This window comes from Spirillospora sp. NPDC000708 (assembly GCF_040299565.1).
Lineage (GTDB): Bacteria > Actinomycetota > Actinomycetes > Streptosporangiales > Streptosporangiaceae > Spirillospora.
In genome coordinates, this window is record NZ_JBEPCJ010000001.1 from 37,959 (window position 1) to 54,250 (window position 16,292).

The window sequence follows — 16,292 nt, forward strand, 5'->3', positions numbered from 1 at the left end:
CGGGAGGGCATCGTCTGGACGCGACTAGGGTGGCGGGGTGACCGATGGTGAGTTCCGGCTGGCCTATGTGCCGGGGGTGACGCCCGGGAAGTGGGCCGGGGTGTGGGCCGAGCGGGTCCGGGAGGTGCCGCTTCGCCTGCTGCAGATGCCGGCGACCGAGGTCGTCCCCCTGCTGCGGAACGGTGAGGTGGACGCGGCGTTCGTACGCCTGCCCGTCGACCGCGAGGCCCTCCACGTGATCCCCCTGTACCTGGAGACGACCGTGGTCGTGGTGCCCAAGGATCACGCGGTGGCCGCAGTGGAGGAGGTGGAGCTCGCCGACCTCGCCGACGAGGACGCGTTCGAGCCGCTCGACGATGTCTTGACCTGGGACGTCCGGCCCGGGCAACCCGCCTTCACCCGTCCTGAGAGCACCGCCGGCGCGATCGAGTTGGTGGCGTCGGGAGTCGGCGTCCTGCTGCTCCCGCAGTCCCTGGCCCGCCTCCATCACCGCAAAGACCTCACCTACCGGACCGTGACCGACGCTCCTCAGTCCCAGATCGGCCTGGCCTGGCTCGCGGCCGAGACGACCGACCTGATGGAGGAGCTGATCGGCATCGTCCGCGGCCGCACCCCCAACAGCTCCCGTGGCCGCAATCCCCAACAACAGCAGCCCACCCGCAAGAAGCCACAGCAACAACGCTCCCCCTCCAAGCACCACCGCCAGAAGCGCCGCCGAAGGTGAAGAGAGCCGCGCTCACCGCCCCCGGCCAGCCCGCACCAAGAAGACGATGCCCTTCCGCCAGTTGTCGGTAATCGATGGATACGGCGACTTCAACGGGCGTGCGTTGCGATGCCCCGATGAGGCCGACGCTCCATGACCGCCGGCGAAGTACCAGCGTGCGCGATGCGGTTACCGGTGCGGGCAGACACTCTCGGACGTCCAACGCCGCCAAGGACGACTCGGCGTGGCCCGGCAGGCGCCTGACGGGTCGGTGGAGACCGTTGACCGGAAATGAGAACACGTTACAGTTTCTGCCATGACCGCAGTCACTTGGGACGCACCGGACGCCGACCACCCCGCGCGCCGGGCGGTACGCGCGGCGATGAGCGCGGCCGCGGAAGGACGCAAGCAGGAGTGGCTCGCGCTGTTCGGCCCGGACGCCGTCATCGAGGACCCCGTCGGCCCCTCGATGCTCGATCCCGAGGGCAAGGGGCACCGGGGGCCGGACGGGATCGAGCGGTTCTGGGACGAGAACATCGCCCGGGTGCGGAAGTTCCGCTTCCGGGTGAGCGACTCGTTCGCCAACGGTCCTGCCTGCGCCAATGTCGTCACCATCACCGCGACGCTGGACGGCGGGACCACCATGACGATCGACTGCCTGACCGTCTACACGGTCGATGACGACGGCCTGATCACCTCGTTCCGCGCCCACTGGGAACCGGATCGCGTGATGGCCACCCTCACCTCACCGTAGGGCGCGGTGATGCGGATGCTCGTCTCCTGCAGCGGGCGTTGGTGGGAACTCATGCCCCCTGAGCAGGGACGTCACTAGGTCCGCCGTCCCCTTCGGGTCTTAGGAGGACGAGGTCGGCCGGTCTTATGGTTGGTCGATGGTCGAGTTCGCGCGGGTTCAGCTGTTCACCTGGTCGGTCCCCGCCGCGATGCGCGCGGTACGGGCCGCCGTGGTGCTTCCCGCGTTGTTCGCTTTGACCTTTGAGGGTTTCGGCAACGTGCAGATGGCCACGTTCGCGGCGTTCGGCGGTTTCGCGACGCTGGTGATGGCCTCGTTCGGGGGGCGGCGACTGGACAAGGCCATCGCGCACCTCTACTTGGCGGTCGCGGGGAGCGTGCTGCTGACGATCGGTACGGCTGTGCACTCGGTGACCTGGTTGGCGGCGCTGGTGACCGTGCCCGTGGCGTTCGGGGTGCTGTTCGCTGGGGTGATCGCGCCCAACCTGGCCGCCGGCGCCACCGCCGCGCTGCTGGCGTACGTCCTGCCCGCCGCCTCCCCCGGCACCTTGGCGATGGTGCCGGACCGGCTCGCCGGCTGGTGGCTGGCCTCAGTGGTCGGAACGCTGGCGGTCCTGCTCGTCTCCCCGCGACCAGCGGCGGACGCGCTGCAGGACGCCGCGTCCAAGTGCGCCCGGGCGCTCGGCGATCTCGTCGGGGCCGGGTTGCGCGCCGAGGCCGTCCCAGACCACCGGGAAGCGTCGATCCGGGCCAAACACCGGCTGATCGACCAGTTCACGTCCACCCCCTATCGGCCGACCAGCCTCACGAACGCCGACCAAGCGCTCGCGGGCGTCGTCGGCATGCTCGAGTGGAGCACCGCCCTCCTGTGCGACAGCCTCAGCGAGTACGGCCACTTCAGTGACATGCCAGAGGTCGAGCGTGAACTCTTCTCCGCGACGGGCGCCGTCCTGCGGGACGTGGCGGGACTGCTCGACGGTGCGGACACCAAGCCCGATCTCGACCGGCTCGACAAGGCGCTCCAAGCGAGCGTGACGGCGCTGCGGCACATGAGCATCGACACCGGGTACGCCACCGCGGTCGACCTTTCGTTCCACGCGCGGACGCTCGGCCTCGCCGTCCGCGCAGCGGCCATCGACACGATCGTCGCGGTGCGCCGGGCCGATCCGGCGACCATCGCCGAATGGCAGGAACGCGTGTACGGCATCCCCGAACGTGCCGCAGGGGCCGAGCGGCGGTTCGGCGTGCTCGCCGCGATCAGCGGCGTCGCCCTGCACCACGCCAGCCTGCGGTCGGTCTGGCTCCTCAACAGCATCCGCGGCGCCGCCGGACTCGCCGCGGCGATCGCCGTCGCCGACGTCAGCGGTGTCCAGCACGGCTTCTGGGTCGTCCTCGGCACCCTGTCGGTGCTGCGCACCAGCGCGGCCTCGACCGGGGCCACCGCCTGGCGGGCCCTGCTGGGAACGGTGGTCGGGTTCGCCCTCGGCGCCGCCCTGATCATGGCGATCGGCACCGGCTCGGCCGCGCTGTGGGCCGCGTTGCCGCTCGCCGTGCTCGTCGCCGGATACGCGCCCGGAACCGCCCCGTTCGCGGTGGGCCAGGCCGCCTTCACCATCGTCGTGTCGGTCCTGTACAACCTGCTCGCCCCGGTCGGCTGGCAGGTCGGGGTGCTGCGAATCGAGGACGTGGCCATCGGATGCGCGGTCAGCCTCGTCGTCGGGCTGGTCTTCTGGCCGCGCGGCGCCGGCCAGGTGGTCCGCGCCGATCTCGCCGACGCCTTCCGGCAGAGCGCCGCCTATCTCAGGCAGGCGATCGACTGGGCGCTCGGCATGAGACCCCACCCGCCCCAGGCCACCCAGGCCGTCGCCGCAAAGATCCGGCTCGACGACGCGCTGCGGGGCTATCTCGCCGAGCAGGGCACCAAGCGGATGCCACGCGAAGAGGTATGGCGGCTCGTCGCGGGCACCACCCGGCTCCGTCTCACTGCCCGATCGCTGAACGGACTACCGAGCCCGGACGCCGAGCCCGATCCGGTCAGCCGCGCCCTCCGCGACCAAGCCGCACGCCTGAACGACTGGTACGACCAACTCGCCGCCAGCCTGACCGACCGCGACCAACCTCCGCCCAGGGAACTCGATCCACCGGAACTGACAGCGATCGCCGCGACCGCGTCCGACCCCGTCGTGGCCTGCACCCTGTGGGTGGAGCAACACATACAGCACATCAGACCCCACCTCGGCGAACTCACCACCGCCGCAGACCACCTCGCCCAGCAACGCGCCCTGCCCTGGTGGCAGTAACCGCCGCCGCTTTCCGAGCGACCAACTGACACGGGACCGCTCACCGAAAGCCACCATTGACAGCGAGCCGCGCACGATCCGCTTCTGCGATGGCATGCTTGCCGACAGCAGCACGACGACAGGGACTCCGACGCCGCCGACGCGGCGCACAAAATCGCGCGCACCGACCCAATAGTGGGTTGGCGCGCTGACCGGACTTTGAATCAACGCCAGCTCAACGGTTCGGTAACGGATCGACACGCGGCGGCATCGGACAACATGAGAATGGGACCTCAGTCGAACACGTCAGCTCGTAGCCCACTGAAAGCGCCGCTCTGACACGGAGGCTCCGGATTTCTAATCTGGAGATTCGCAATCGGGGCGGCTGCTGCGGATTTTGTCGAAGGCGGCGAGAGCGGTGTCGTCGTCGAGGGTGTTTAGGTAGCGCTCGGTGGTGGAGCCCGAGCCATGGCCAAGGCGGTTCTTGACGGCCGTGAAGTCGGCGCCTCCGGACAGGAGCCAGGACGCGTGAGTGTGCCGGAGGTCGTGAATGCGGAGCACCGGGTTAAGGTCGGCCTCCTTGAGGACGGGCTTCCAGATCCGATCGCGGAATCAGTTGGCGGGGACGCGGCCGTCGGTTTCGCATCGGCGAGGTTCGCGGAGATTTCCTTGCCGTCGGCCGTGCGGCGGGCGCGGTATTCGGCAGAGGCTCGCCTGCGGTGGTCGCAGCGACAATCGGCGCCGTTATAGGCGCTCAGCATCCCATACCGGTATCGGCCCCCTTGACCTTCTCTTCGGCCCAGCCGAGCTCGGAGTCGAGCGAGGCGGGTCGCTCCTCGTTCGCCGCGTCCGGCCAGTGGACGAACAGGAGCCCGTCGGTGCCGAGCTCCTCTTCGAGGATGTGGTCTTCTTTTAGGGCACGCGGGCGTGGGTCCCGCCGTTGCGACAGCGTTTACGCAGGCCAGGAGGCTTCGAAGGGTATCCAGGAGCCCCGCTTCTTGCTCTTGCAGGTGGTTCGGGAGCCACTAGGGAGCAAACGCTCCCAGACGCATGGGCAAGAAGGACCTTGCGTCACGTTCGTCAAGAGAAGTCGTGCTTCACACTGCAAGAACGCGAAGGAAACGGCGGTGAAAGCCCGCCGGACATACGACCCGTCCGGGCCGGTTCCAGCGAGCCTCCACCGTTTCGACTCATTGCGATGGGTTCGGCGTGGCCGCCGAGATCTGCGTGTGGCGTCAGCAGTGGTGCGGCTTGGCGCCGAGGAGCTTGATGTAGTAGGCGGACACGTAGCCGACCCCGTCCCAGTTGGCATTGTGGGTCGGGTCCAGCCGGTACCAGGTGCTGTTACCGAAGACGCCTTGGCCCTTGACGTAGCACTTGAGCGCGAGGATGTCGCCCTTGTTGTAGTAGCCCTCGCGGAGCGACTTGGTGGTGGGCTTGCTCCGGATCGCCAGGTGCGGCGAGGCGGTGACCCTGCCCTTCACGTAAGCGGGTCCCCCGTTGGCCGGTGTGACAGTCTCGGCGTGCGCGGCGGACAGCACGGCGCCGCCGACGAGAACCGCGCTCGCTGTGGCCGCCACCGTCACCAAACGCTTCATCGTGATCCCCCTTGTCCTTTGGCGGTGGCCCCCCTGGCCGTCCGCCTCTTAGTAGGATCAACGGACGGGCACAAAAGTTCGGTCGGTTTCGGAATCGGTCGAGGAGAATGCCAGATCCCGAGCACACAGGGATGCCCCCGGAAGCTGGGCGTTCCGGATGTGACGACCTGGACGGCAAGACCGCCCCGGTCAGCACAGCACCCCTCGTCGGACAAATCCCCTCGAATAGTGCTCAACACTCGATAACGACCAGCTCGGGTGGAGTGGGTGAAGGCGGCTTGGGTCGCAGCGCGGTGGACAGGTTCGCGGGACGCCGTCGCCGTGGCCCGCGCCGAGAGTGGCGCGGCGGGATGCTGAGTACCAGGGGCTCCAGTCCGAGCTACGTGCGCGGTGGCCGCAGGCCCATAGCCGCGTCTGGGTCCGCTTGGTGAACCGGCAGCGCACCGTCTCCAGAACACACCGAAGTTCGGCGGTGGCGGCCGCCAAGTGCAGCCGATGGTCACCACGAACACGATCGGGCCATTAGCGATCAGTGGCCTGATGCAGTCCGAAGAAGCGGCCATTGCCTGCGCAAAGGCCGCGCCGCCACGCCGTCCGGTTCAGGTCGCCTGCGGAGCGGGGTGGCGCAGGCCGTCGAAGAGGAGGGCGGTGATCTGCCGGGCCTCCTCCAGCCAGCCCTTCGTGGCGCGCATTCCGCAGATGCCGCCCAAAGCGCGCAGCAGCGTCGAGCCGGAGACGTCGTTGCGAACGGTACCGGCCGCGCTGCCCGCGTCGAGCAGCTGAGTGAGGGCGTCCGCCATCCGGGTGCGCGCGTCATCGAAGACCGGCGAGTCCGTCGCCATGATGCTCTCCAGAGCGACGGACATTCCTTTGCCCACGGCCGCGTGGTCCACGAGCAGCAGCAGGAAGCGCCTCAGGGCCTCGTCCGGGGCGTACTGGTCCAGCAGGTCGGAAGGCGCGGAGCACAGGTCGTCGACCTCCGCGCGGTAGACCTCCTCGATGAGGGCCTCGCGGGTCTCGAAGTGGCGGTAGAGCGTTCCGACGGCGACGCCGGCGCTGCGGGCGATGTCCTCCACGTGCGCCTCGGTGTCGCCACCGAGGAACGCCTCGCGGGCCGCGGACAGGAGCGCCTCGCGGTTGCGTCGCGCGTCGGCGCGCAGCGGACGTGATGACGGCAACAGACCTCCATAAGGTGAGTCCGGTTCCGGTTACGTATATGGTTTCCGGAGTCGGGTTCATCTTACGGAGGAGAAGCGCATGCCGATCACGGACGAGCGGTTGGACGGACTGCGGGTGCTGGTCACCGGCGGCAGCCGCGGCCTGGGCGAGGCGACCGTCCGCCGCTTCGCCGCCGCGGGCGCGATCGTGCTGACGGCCTCCCGCAGCAGGCCAAAGGAGGACACCCCCGCCATGTTCATTCCAGCGGACCTCTCGACACAGGAGGGCGTAGCGGAACTCGGGCGCCGGGTCATCGACCGCGTGGGCGGAGTGGACGTCCTCGTGAACAACGCGGGCGCGGCCAGCGCCCCGGCGCCGACCCTGAGCCGGTCGGACGAGTCCTGGCGGGCGGACCTGGAGATGAACCTCCTCAGCGCCGTGCGCCTCGACCGGGCTTTGGTTCCGGGGATGGTCGAGCGGCGCTCCGGTGTCGTCGTGCACGTCTCATCGATCGCCAGCCAGTTGCCGCAGCGCACGGAGGCGTCCTACGCCGCCGCCAAGGCGGCGCTCAACACCTACAGCCGCGAACTGGCGATCGAGGTCGGCGAGCACGGGGTGCGTGTGGTGTGCGTCCTTCCCGGCTTCGTCGTCACCGACGGTGCCACCGCCCATCTCCAGCACATGGCCGACCAGCAGGGCCTCACCTCCGAGGAGGTCACGCGGCAGATCGTGGATCACCTCAAGGTCCCCATGGGCCGCCCGGGAGACCCCGAGGACGTCGCCGAGATGATCGCCTTCCTCGCCTCAGGCCGCGCGAAATGGCTCACCGGAGCGCAGTTCCGCGTCGACGGCGGCATCATCCCGACCGTCTGAGCACCGACCGGCACGAAGAACAGGACCCCCATGCCCATGACTCTGAGTTCCGTGATCATCGACGCCGCCGATGTCGCGGCGGAGAGCGCCTTCTGGCACCGGCTGCTCGGCGGATCGATCACCCGGACGCCCACCCACCACTTCATCCAGGCGCCCGGCCTCCCGGTTCTCGTCGTCCAGTCGGCCCCCGGACACATGGCCCCGAACTGGCCGGACGGCCCCTCCCAGCAGATGCACCTCGATTTCGGCGTCGATGACCTCGCGGCCGCCGACCGCACGGCCACCGGGGCCGGCGCCACCCGCCTGCGGCCCACTGACGACGTCACCCCGGAAACCCGCACGGGCAGCCGGGTCTACGCCAGCCCTGCCGGACACCCCTTCTGCCTGCGATCATCCTGAAACCGCCGCCGCCCGCAGCGCCGCACGCCCCGACAAGGCCGACCTATTCGGACGTTAGTTAGCGGCGCCCGACGTCGCGCGCGATCCCTGATGTCGGCGGCACCGATGTTCCGGGGGCTCTCGTGGTTCGACCGGACTTTCAGAGGCGGCCTCCGACGGTGGTGAAGCCTTCGTCGGCGCCGGTCACGAAGCGGGATCAGGCCGGCCGGGAATCATCTCTGCATGGTGGACATTCACGAGTAGCTCACAAAGGGGGACAGCCACCACCACAACCCCGACCACGCCAGCACCGCGCTTGCTGAAAACACCGTCGGCACAGGTCAGGCGAGTCGTCGACGAGGAGGATGCCCAAGTCCGGCGCAACAGCCTGCGGTCGGTCATCCGCGAAGACGTGATGGTCGGCGCGAATGGGAGCGGCTCCGGTGCTGCCGCCCGAGGGCGCGGGCGCGGCGGCCGAAGTTCGTCGCGGTTACAGATGTCCGAATTCGTTTGCGCGGGCTGTTCGTCAGAGGGTCATGCGGAGCGAATCATCGATGTGAGTTCTTTGAGCTCGCCGATTCGCAGCAGGTGCGCGGTGAGGGCGTAGAGCCCGGCTCCGACTGCTGCAGCCGCGCTGATGATGGTCAGTGCGCCGGTCGTTCCTGTCCCCAAGGCTGGGCTGAGCGTCTGGGTGATGAGGGCTGCACCGGCAGCGCCAACGGCGGCGGCGCTCAGTGTCCGAGTGTGGGTTTTCAGGAGCCGGTGCCCGTCGACGCGGCCGAGTCGGCGGCGGAGCAGCTGTGTGGTGACGGCCAGGCCGAGGGCGTATGCAAGGCCCGTGCAGCCGGCCAGGGCGATCACCAGGTTCGCACCGTGGAAGACGTGGGCTGCGGTGAAGCTGGCCGCGATGGTGGCGGCGGACACGACCGTGCTGACGAGGGCGGGGGTGCGGGTGTCCCCGAGGGCGTAGAAGACGCGCAGCATGATCTGGTAACCGGCGAACGGGACCAGGGCCAGGCCGTAGGCGGCCAAGACCGATCCGGTGAGGTGGGCCGCGGCCGGTGCGGCGTTGCCGTGGTCGAACAGCACGCCGGTCAGCAGCGGACCGAGCACGATCAGGGCAGCGGCGACGGGGGCCATGGCCACGCTGGTCAGGCGAAGGCTCCGGGACAGGTCGGCGGTGATCCGGGCGAGGTCGCGGTCGGCGGCCGCCCGGCTCATCCGCGGCAGAACGCCGGTGATGACGGTGACCGCGATGACGGCGTACGGCAACTGGAACAGGGTGTAGGCGTTCGAGTAGATGGCGACGGCGCCTTGTCCGGCCTGGGAGGCCAGGCGCGTGCTGACGATGAACACCACCTGGGCGGCCGCCACCGACGCGATGGTCCAACCCGCCATGACGGCGATCGCCCGGACGGCGATGCCGCGCGGGTCAGCGTGCAGGCGGAGCCGGAACCCGCTCCGTCGGCTGGTCACGGCCAGCACCGCCATTTGCGCGGCGACGCCGCCGCTGGTGCCGATCGACAGCAGCAGCATCTGACCCGTGGTGAGCTTCTCCAGGTGCCCGGTGCCGCCGATCATCAGGAAGGCCAGGGCGGTCGCGGTGACGATGAGGTTGTTGGCGACGGGGGCCCACATCGGTGCGACGAAGCGCGAGCGTGCGTTCAATACCGCGGCCAGGGTGGCGCTCACCCCGTAGAAGAGGATCTGGGGCATGAAGAACCGGGTGAACAGGATCGCCAGATGCCGCTCGGGCGGGGTGAACCCGGGGACGTACACCTGCACGATGAGCGGGGCGGCGATGACGGTCACGATGACCACCAGACCCAGGCCATAGACCACCAGGGACAGCAGCCGCTGCGCGAACAGGTCGGCGTCGACGCTGTCGTCCGCGGCGGTGCGGACCAGCAGCGGAACGACCACGCTGGCCACCGCCCCGCCCATCACCAGCTCATAGATCGTGTTCGGGGTGACGTTGGCCGCGGTGTAGGCATCCAGCAACCTCGTCCCCAGCCCGAGAGCGGCGACCAGGACCATCGTGCGGACGAACCCGGTGACCCGCGACACCATGGTGGCGATCGCCATCGCCCGCCCGGTCCGCATCAAGGGCGCCTCTGCCGTCATGAAGACGCTCCCGCCGCAGTGGTGCCGACGGCGCGGCCAACGAACAAGATCCCCATCAGGTGGGCGAAGGTGGAGTCACCGGTGATCGCAGGCACCTGAGCGCCGCCACGCTGAGGGGCAAGGGGTTCGAGTGCAGCGGCGCTCGAGTTTCTGGCGCAGCCGATCAGTTCGCCCACACGACGAGCGTACCGTTGAGCCTCGATCCGGGCCGGTTGGAAACCGAGGTCAGGTCTGATCAGCGGTGAGGTCGATGGACACATGAGCAGGTGCCGCAGTGGTGAGGCGGGCCGGGTCGACGCGCACGCCGGGGAGCCGGCGCCGCACGTGCGGCTCGACCGTCGCGGCGGAGCCGGTCGTCCGGATACCGAGTTCGGTACCGTTCCCGCTCGGCGCCATCTCGATCGCCTCGATCTGGTTCCAGGCGAGGAACTCCCCGTCGAACCGCAGCCCGGCCCCGTCCGCCGTCAGCGTCTCCCGGGGGATCAGGAAGTCGGCCACGATCAGCGCGATGCCGACGCCGACGATGATCAGCGGAAAGAGCGCGTGCGGGTATTCACGGGACAGGCCGATCGCCCACACCGTTCCGAGACCGCCATTCCAGGCGACGAGGAAGGCGGCGAAGAGCAGGGCCGACCGGGACCGGGCTCGGACGGCATACGGTTCGGGCGCATGAGGTTCGGTGCCGGGACCGGCAACAGGCACCGGTGCCAGACTCTGGAGTTGTTCGGCCAGTTCGCGGGTGGACGAGGCCATGCAGCGCGACTCGAAGGCAAGAGCGAAGGGCTTGTCGCGGCGGACAGCGCCCAGCCGGGCGTCGCCGAATAAGCGGCGTTGCAGCTCTTTCACGCGGTCCAATGGGCGTGGGGGCAGAGCACTCACCCTGGCCTGGACACCGACGGAGACCTGATCGCCGCGGCCGGCGGAGACGACCAGTTGCGCGATCCCGTCCCAGCGAAAGTCCCGCTGGTCGCGACCGAACCCTGCCGAGATGCCGTGGCGATCGGCGGTCAGCACCCGGCGCGGGAAGACCGTCAAGAACCCCACGGCGACGATCGTCCAACCTGCCATGAGCAGCGCCGCCGGCCACCCGCTGGTCACGTATCCGACGGCGACCATTCCGGCGAAGCCGAGTGCGTACCCTGCGGCTTGCAGGGGCCGGTCCAAGAGCGAGACGACCCCGCGCCGGCGCAGCACCACCGTGTCCATCAGTCCTCCTCGACCAGGCACCACAATCGCCCGCGAAGTGGACGTCTCTTACAACACAACGGTTGTCGCATAGTCCGGAACCGGCTCAAACAGAGGGCGATAAAGCGTTGTTCCCACCGAATACCTGGGTGGCGGCTTCACCGGGCGCGTGTTGGAGATGCCGATGCTCGTTGTAGAAGGTCTCGAACTCGCGGAGGGCGTGAAGCAGGTGCCCGCTGGTCCAGATCGACGCCGGCATCGGCCAGGTGGTTGACGCACGCCCCAGCTCGGGTTCTCCCCGCACCAGTGCCGCTCGAAAGGCTCACGAGGACGCGGTGGTGGAGCCCTACGGTCACTTGCTCGGCTGCGGAACCTTGCAGGAAGCGGTGGGGTTGAGACCGATGTAGTTGAGCGGACCGGAGACCAGGGTGATTCCGATGGTGGCGAACTGGCCGCAGCTGCCGTTGAAGTGGGCGTAGTAGTGGCGCTGTCCCGCAGCGAGTGCTCCGATGACCAGCCAGGTGAGGAGCATCCACCGTCCGGACCGCATCGTTACCTCCGGTGACCGCCTCGCCGACCCTGGGGTACGACAGTAACGACAAGATCGTCCATAGTTAAGCAAGCCGGGCCAGGTGTGTCATCTCACTGACCTCGGAACACTGGATCATCCGCGGAGGGCCGCCTCAGAAGCAGACATTCAGCTCAAGTGCGGTGAAGCATGCCGAGATCGCGGTGCGGGGCAACGCGAGGAGGGCGCTGTGGGCGATGCCTGCCATACCCGCTCCCCCGGCGCGCGCCAGGGACGAGGACGAGCGCCTCGGGGCCGTTTGCGACGACGCCATCGCGTTGAGCGACAGGGCGGCGAGGTCGCCGACGACGCTCAGCCGGTGTCGGCCGTCTCCTTCACCGGCTCGCCCCGTTCGGACTCCCTGGGACGGTCGAGGCGGACCGGGTCAGGGCTCGAACCGGTAGCCCATTCCGGGCTCGGTGATGAAGTGCCGCGGGCGGGACGGGTCGTCCTCCAGCTTGCGGCGGAGCGAGGCCAGGTAGACGCGCAGGTAGTTGGTCTCGCTGAGGTGGTTCGGGCTCCAGACCTCGGTGAGGAGCCGCCGCTGCGAGATGAGCTTGCCGGGGTTGCGCACCAGGATCTCCAGCAGTCCCCATTCGGTGGGGGTGAGATGGACGCGCGCCCCGCCCGGACCGTGGACGATCTTTCCCTTCAGGTCGACCGAGTGGCGGCCGACGTCCACGGTGGGCAGGTCGTCGGCGGGCACCCGGCGGGTGATCGCGCGGATCCGGGCCAGCAGCTCGTCCACGCCGAAGGGCTTGGTGACGTAGTCGTCGGCGCCGGCGTCCAGGGCGTCGACCTTGTCGCCGCTTTCGGCCCGTCCGGACAGCACGATGATCGGCACCGCCGACCAGCCGCGCAGCCCGCGGATCACGTCGACCCCGTCCATGTCGGGGAGCCCGAGGTCGAGGATCACCAGGTCCGGCTGCCATTCCGCGGCGCCGGTGAGGGCGCCCTTGCCGTCCGGAGCGACCTGCACCTGGTAGCTGCGGGCGCGGAGGTTGAGCCGGAGGGTCGCGAGGATCTGCGGTGAGTCGTCGACCACGAGGACGCGCGTCATGGCCGTTCGTCCTCGCGGCTCACGATCTCGATGGGGAAGAGCACGGGTCACCTCTGATGAGCGTCTTGGTGGATCTGCCGGTCACCGGTGCGATCGGCGCGCCGGTCGCGTTGAGGCGGGACGCCCCGCGTCTTTCGCTCGGGCCGGTGGTGCTCGCCGTTCTCGTCCGCGGAACGGTCGCTGGGCGGCAGCGGCGCGTCCAGCGGCTGGAACGACAGGTCCTGGACGGGCAAACGGCTCTGCGCGTCGTCGGGTCGTTCGGCGGATGCGCGGACGACGGCGGACTTCGCGATCCTCCGGGCGACGCCTCGCCGCCGACCGCCGAGATTCGCGGCCAGGCCCGCCCCGACCAGGGCGCCGAGCGCGATCAGGCCGGATGCGCCGCCGACCACCGGCCAGACGGCCGATTCCAAGCGATCCATCGCATGCCCCCAATTTGCGGCATTCTGCCGCCATATCGCTTTTCGCGAATGCGCCTTGCGAGGCCCGCACCCGCAAAACCCACGCTAGGGCCGGGTCGCGGCCTTGTTCGGGATCACTACGTCTTGTTGACGCCCCCGCCGGGAATCTTGACGCCTCCCTGACGGCATGCCTCCGGCCACTCCCAAGGACGCCGCCGCTTGCGGAGGAGGTGCGGTTAGGCGCGACTGATCAGAAGCGGCGTCCGTCAGGCCATGGAAGGCATGCCGTTCAGACTGCGTGGGCGCGGTCGGCGACGTTCCAGTTGTTCGCTTCATCGTCTCCGAGGCCATGGGCGGTGACGTCGACGTTGTCGCGGAGACCGTCACGAGGTGATCGGAACGACGTGAGCGCATCGCCACGTAAACGGCGGCCGGGAGCGAAGCCGTCACGATCATTGGGAGGGCCCCGCGCGATCGTTGCCTTGGCCGATGCGGTCGCGCCAGGCGGCGACCCGGTCGATGATCCTGGGGTCGGCGAGGTCGGCCTCCGTGGCCCTCTCCTCCGGGTCGGCCGCCGGGCCGGCAGTGGCTCCGGAGGGCGCCTCGGACGGGGGATGCGGGCGGCGGACCGGCATGGTGAGGATCATGGTGAGGCCGCCGCCCGGGGTCTCCTCCGGGGTGATGTCCCCGTCCATGGCTTCGGCGAGGCCGCGGGCGAGGGCCAGGCCGAGGCCGACCCCGGTCTCGTTGTCGCGGTCGCCGAGGCGCTGGAAGGGCTGGAAGACCCGGTCGCGGTCGGCGGGCGGGATGCCGGGGCCGCGGTCGATGACGCGCAGTTCGAGCCGGTCGCCGTGGGCGCTGGCGGTGATCACGACGGGCTCGCCGTGCGGGTTGAAGCGCACGGCGTTGGCGATGAGGTTCGCCAGGACGCGCTCCAGGAGCGCCGGATCGGCGACCATCTCGGGCAGGCCGTCGGGGATGTGGATCTCGACGGCGTCCCGGTCGGTGTCGCCGATCGCGCGGGCGACGACGTCCTCGGCCGCGACCCGGCTCGGGGAGATGCCGAGCGACCCGGCCTGGAGGCGGCTCATGTCGAGGAGGTTGGCCACCAGGTGGTCGAGCCTGGCCAGGGATTCGGCGGCGGTGGCGACCAGCTCGTCCTGGTCCTCGGCGCTCCACGCGACGTCGGGGCTGTGCAGGCTCTCGACGGCGGCCTTGGCGGAGGCGAGCGGGGTGCGCAGGTCGTGGCTGACGGCGTTGAGCAGCGCGGTGCGCATCTTGTCGGCGGCTTCCAGCGGGCGGATCTGGCGGGCCGTCTCGGCGAGGCGCTGGTGCCGCAGCGCGACGGCGGCCTGGGCGGCGAACGCCTCGAGAACGCGGCGGTCCGAGGCGGGCAGCGTCCGGCCCCGCAGGACGAGGGAGAGCGTGCCGTCCTCGACCAGGATGTCGGACTCGCCGGCGTCCGGGCTGGTGCAGGGTTCGCCGCCGGCGGTGGCGACGATCCCCCAGCGGTCCGGGTCGCGCAGGGTGTCAGGGGTCACCGGCGCGTCCGGATCGCGTTCCAGCAGCGTGACGGTGGTGAGCGCGTAGGTCTCGCGGAGCCGTTCGAGGATGTTCGCCAGCGCGCTGTAGCCGCCGGGCCCCGCGATCGGCGCGTGCTCGCCGCGCAGGATGTCCCCGGCGAGGGTGGACAGCACCTCGGCGTCGGCGCGGGCCCGCGCCGCCTCCCGGCTGCGGCGCACGGTGATGTCGACGATCGTGCTGACCGTCACGCCCACCACCACGTAGATCACGAGCTGGAGCACCGCCTCGGGCTGGGCGACGGTGAACGTTCCGGTGGGCGGGGTGAAGTAGTAGTTGAGCAGGAGGGAGCCGCCGATCGCCGCGAACAGCGCCGGATACAGCCCGCCCAGCAGCGCGACGCCGACGACCGCCGCCTGGAACAGCAGGATGTCGCTGGCCAGGGACAGCTGTTCGCGCAGGTGGACGAGCAGGACGGTCAGCAGCGGCAGCCCCGCCGCGGCCAGCGCGAACCCCGCGTTGCGGCGCGCGGCCGGGAGTCCCGCCGATCTGCGCGCCCTCCACCGGCGGCCCTGGTTGGTCTCCTCGTGGGTCACCAGGTGCACGTCGATGGTCCCGGACTGCGCCGTGGTCGTGACGCCGACGCCGCGCGAGAACAGCTGGGCGACCCGTCCGCGCCGGGACGCGCCGAGGACGAGCTGGGTGGCGTTGACGCCGCGCGCGAAGTCCAGCAGCGCGTCCGGCACGTTCGATCCGACGACCTGGTGGTAGCTGCCGCCCAGGCTCTCGACCAGGGCCCGCTGCCGGGTGAGGTTCGCGGGGCTGACGTCGGTGAGCCCGTCGTTGCGGGCGACGTGGACCGCCAGCAGGTCGGCGCCCTTGGTGCGGTCGGCGATGCGGGCGGCGCGGCGGATGAGGGTGTCGCCCTCGGGGCCGCCGGTGAGGGCGACGACGACGCGTTCGCGGGTCTCCCAGGTGCGGGCGATGCCGTGGTCGGCGCGGTACCGGTCGAGCTGGTCGTCGACCTTGTCGGCCAGCCAGAGGAGTGCCAGCTCGCGCAGCGCGGTGAGGTTGCCGACGCGGAAGTAGTTGCCGAGTGCGGCGTCGATCTTCTCGGGGGCGTAGATGTTCCCGTGCGCCATCCGGCGGCGCAGCGCCTCCGGCGCCATGTCGACCAGCTCGACCTGGTCGGCGCGGCGGACCACCTCGTCGGGGACGGTCTCGCGCTGCGGAACCCCGGTGATCTGCTCGACGACGTCGTTGACCGACTCCAGGTGCTGGACGTTGACGGTGGTGACCACGTCGATGCCGGCTTCCAGGATCTCCTCGATGTCCTGCCACCGCTTGGCGTTGCGCGAGCCGGGCACGTTGGTGTGCGCCAGCTCGTCGATCAGCGCGACCTGCGGCCTCCGCGCGGTGACGGCGCCGGTGTCCAGCTCGGTGAAGCTCGTGCCGCGGTAGTCGAGCGTCCTGCGCGGGACGATCTCCATGCCTTCCAGGAGCGCGGCGGTGCGCGGCCGGCCGTGGGTCTCCACGAAGCCGACCACCACGTCGGTGCCCCGTTCCCGGCGGCGGGCGCCTTCGGCGAGCATGGCGTAGGTCTTGCCGACGCCGGGCGCCGCGCCGAGATAGACGCGCAACCTGCCGCGCCCCATGCACACCTCCATCGTGGACGCCCGTGGTGGCGGACCCCG

15 protein-coding genes are annotated in these 16,292 nt (G+C 69.9%); 5 read left to right on the plus strand and 10 right to left on the minus strand.

Annotation, left to right across the window (positions count from 1 at the left end):
- Positions 1 to 37: 37 nt before the first annotated feature.
- The 3 genes from ABT299_RS00175 (at position 38) to ABT299_RS00185 (ending at position 3,753) form a co-directional block, all read left to right on the plus strand.
- Positions 38 to 724: a LysR family substrate-binding domain-containing protein gene (locus tag ABT299_RS00175; protein ID WP_500249223.1), complete on the plus strand. Its 687-nt coding sequence runs from the start codon at positions 38 to 40 to the stop codon at positions 722 to 724.
- A 295-nt stretch (positions 725 to 1,019) separates the two neighbouring features.
- Positions 1,020 to 1,457 (plus strand): nuclear transport factor 2 family protein, encoded by a 438-nt coding sequence (locus ABT299_RS00180; RefSeq protein WP_387020488.1) that lies wholly within the window; start codon positions 1,020 to 1,022, stop codon positions 1,455 to 1,457.
- A 136-nt stretch (positions 1,458 to 1,593) separates the two neighbouring features.
- The gene (locus ABT299_RS00185) at positions 1,594 to 3,753 is read left to right on the plus strand and encodes an FUSC family protein (protein WP_500249224.1); all 2,160 of its coding nucleotides are present in this window, start codon (positions 1,594 to 1,596) and stop codon (positions 3,751 to 3,753) included.
- Positions 3,754 to 4,089: 336 nt separating this feature from the next.
- Here the strand turns inward: ABT299_RS00185 and ABT299_RS00190 are convergent, their stop codons facing one another.
- From ABT299_RS00190 to ABT299_RS00200, 3 genes are all read right to left on the minus strand, one after another.
- Positions 4,090 to 4,332 (minus strand): tyrosine-type recombinase/integrase, encoded by a 243-nt coding sequence (locus tag ABT299_RS00190; protein ID WP_500249409.1) that lies wholly within the window; start codon positions 4,330 to 4,332, stop codon positions 4,090 to 4,092.
- A 635-nt stretch (positions 4,333 to 4,967) separates the two neighbouring features.
- A complete protein-coding gene (locus tag ABT299_RS00195) occupies positions 4,968 to 5,330 on the minus strand; it encodes an SH3 domain-containing protein (RefSeq protein WP_190852028.1) in 363 nt (120 codons plus the stop codon).
- Between the two features lie 599 nt (positions 5,331 to 5,929).
- Complete coding sequence (locus tag ABT299_RS00200) at positions 5,930 to 6,508, minus strand: TetR/AcrR family transcriptional regulator (RefSeq protein WP_190852026.1); 579 nt, start codon at positions 6,506 to 6,508, stop codon at positions 5,930 to 5,932.
- Between the two features lie 79 nt (positions 6,509 to 6,587).
- On the opposite strand from ABT299_RS00200, the gene ABT299_RS00205 reads away from it, so the two are divergent.
- On the plus strand, positions 6,588 to 7,361 hold the full coding sequence (locus ABT299_RS00205; RefSeq protein ID WP_500249225.1) for an oxidoreductase: 774 nt from the start codon (positions 6,588 to 6,590) through the stop codon (positions 7,359 to 7,361).
- 51 nt (positions 7,362 to 7,412) lie between these two features.
- Positions 7,413 to 7,760: a VOC family protein gene (locus ABT299_RS00210; protein ID WP_387020474.1), complete on the plus strand. Its 348-nt coding sequence runs from the start codon at positions 7,413 to 7,415 to the stop codon at positions 7,758 to 7,760.
- A gap of 513 nt (positions 7,761 to 8,273) precedes the next feature.
- Here ABT299_RS00210 and murJ read toward each other — a convergent pair.
- From murJ to ABT299_RS00245, 7 genes are all read right to left on the minus strand, one after another.
- Complete coding sequence (gene murJ / locus ABT299_RS00215; protein ID WP_500249226.1) at positions 8,274 to 9,863, minus strand: murein biosynthesis integral membrane protein MurJ; 1,590 nt, start codon at positions 9,861 to 9,863, stop codon at positions 8,274 to 8,276.
- Positions 9,860 to 10,039, minus strand: a complete 180-nt coding sequence (locus tag ABT299_RS00220; protein WP_500249227.1) for a hypothetical protein — start codon at positions 10,037 to 10,039, stop codon at positions 9,860 to 9,862. The genes murJ and ABT299_RS00220 overlap by 4 nt, the downstream gene beginning before the upstream one ends.
- Positions 10,040 to 10,088: 49 nt before the next feature.
- Positions 10,089 to 11,069: a hypothetical protein gene (locus tag ABT299_RS00225; protein ID WP_500249228.1), complete on the minus strand. Its 981-nt coding sequence runs from the start codon at positions 11,067 to 11,069 to the stop codon at positions 10,089 to 10,091.
- A gap of 331 nt (positions 11,070 to 11,400) precedes the next feature.
- Entirely contained in the window at positions 11,401 to 11,580 is a 180-nt protein-coding gene (locus ABT299_RS00230) for a hypothetical protein (protein WP_190852006.1), read from the minus strand.
- Between the two features lie 421 nt (positions 11,581 to 12,001).
- Positions 12,002 to 12,676, minus strand: coding sequence for a response regulator (locus tag ABT299_RS00235; protein ID WP_387020464.1), 675 nt, complete (start codon positions 12,674 to 12,676; stop codon positions 12,002 to 12,004).
- 47 nt (positions 12,677 to 12,723) lie between these two features.
- Positions 12,724 to 13,098: a hypothetical protein gene (locus ABT299_RS00240; protein WP_500249229.1), complete on the minus strand. Its 375-nt coding sequence runs from the start codon at positions 13,096 to 13,098 to the stop codon at positions 12,724 to 12,726.
- A gap of 431 nt (positions 13,099 to 13,529) precedes the next feature.
- Complete coding sequence (locus ABT299_RS00245; protein ID WP_500249230.1) at positions 13,530 to 16,253, minus strand: sensor histidine kinase; 2,724 nt, start codon at positions 16,251 to 16,253, stop codon at positions 13,530 to 13,532.
- Between the last annotated feature and the right edge of the window lie 39 nt (positions 16,254 to 16,292).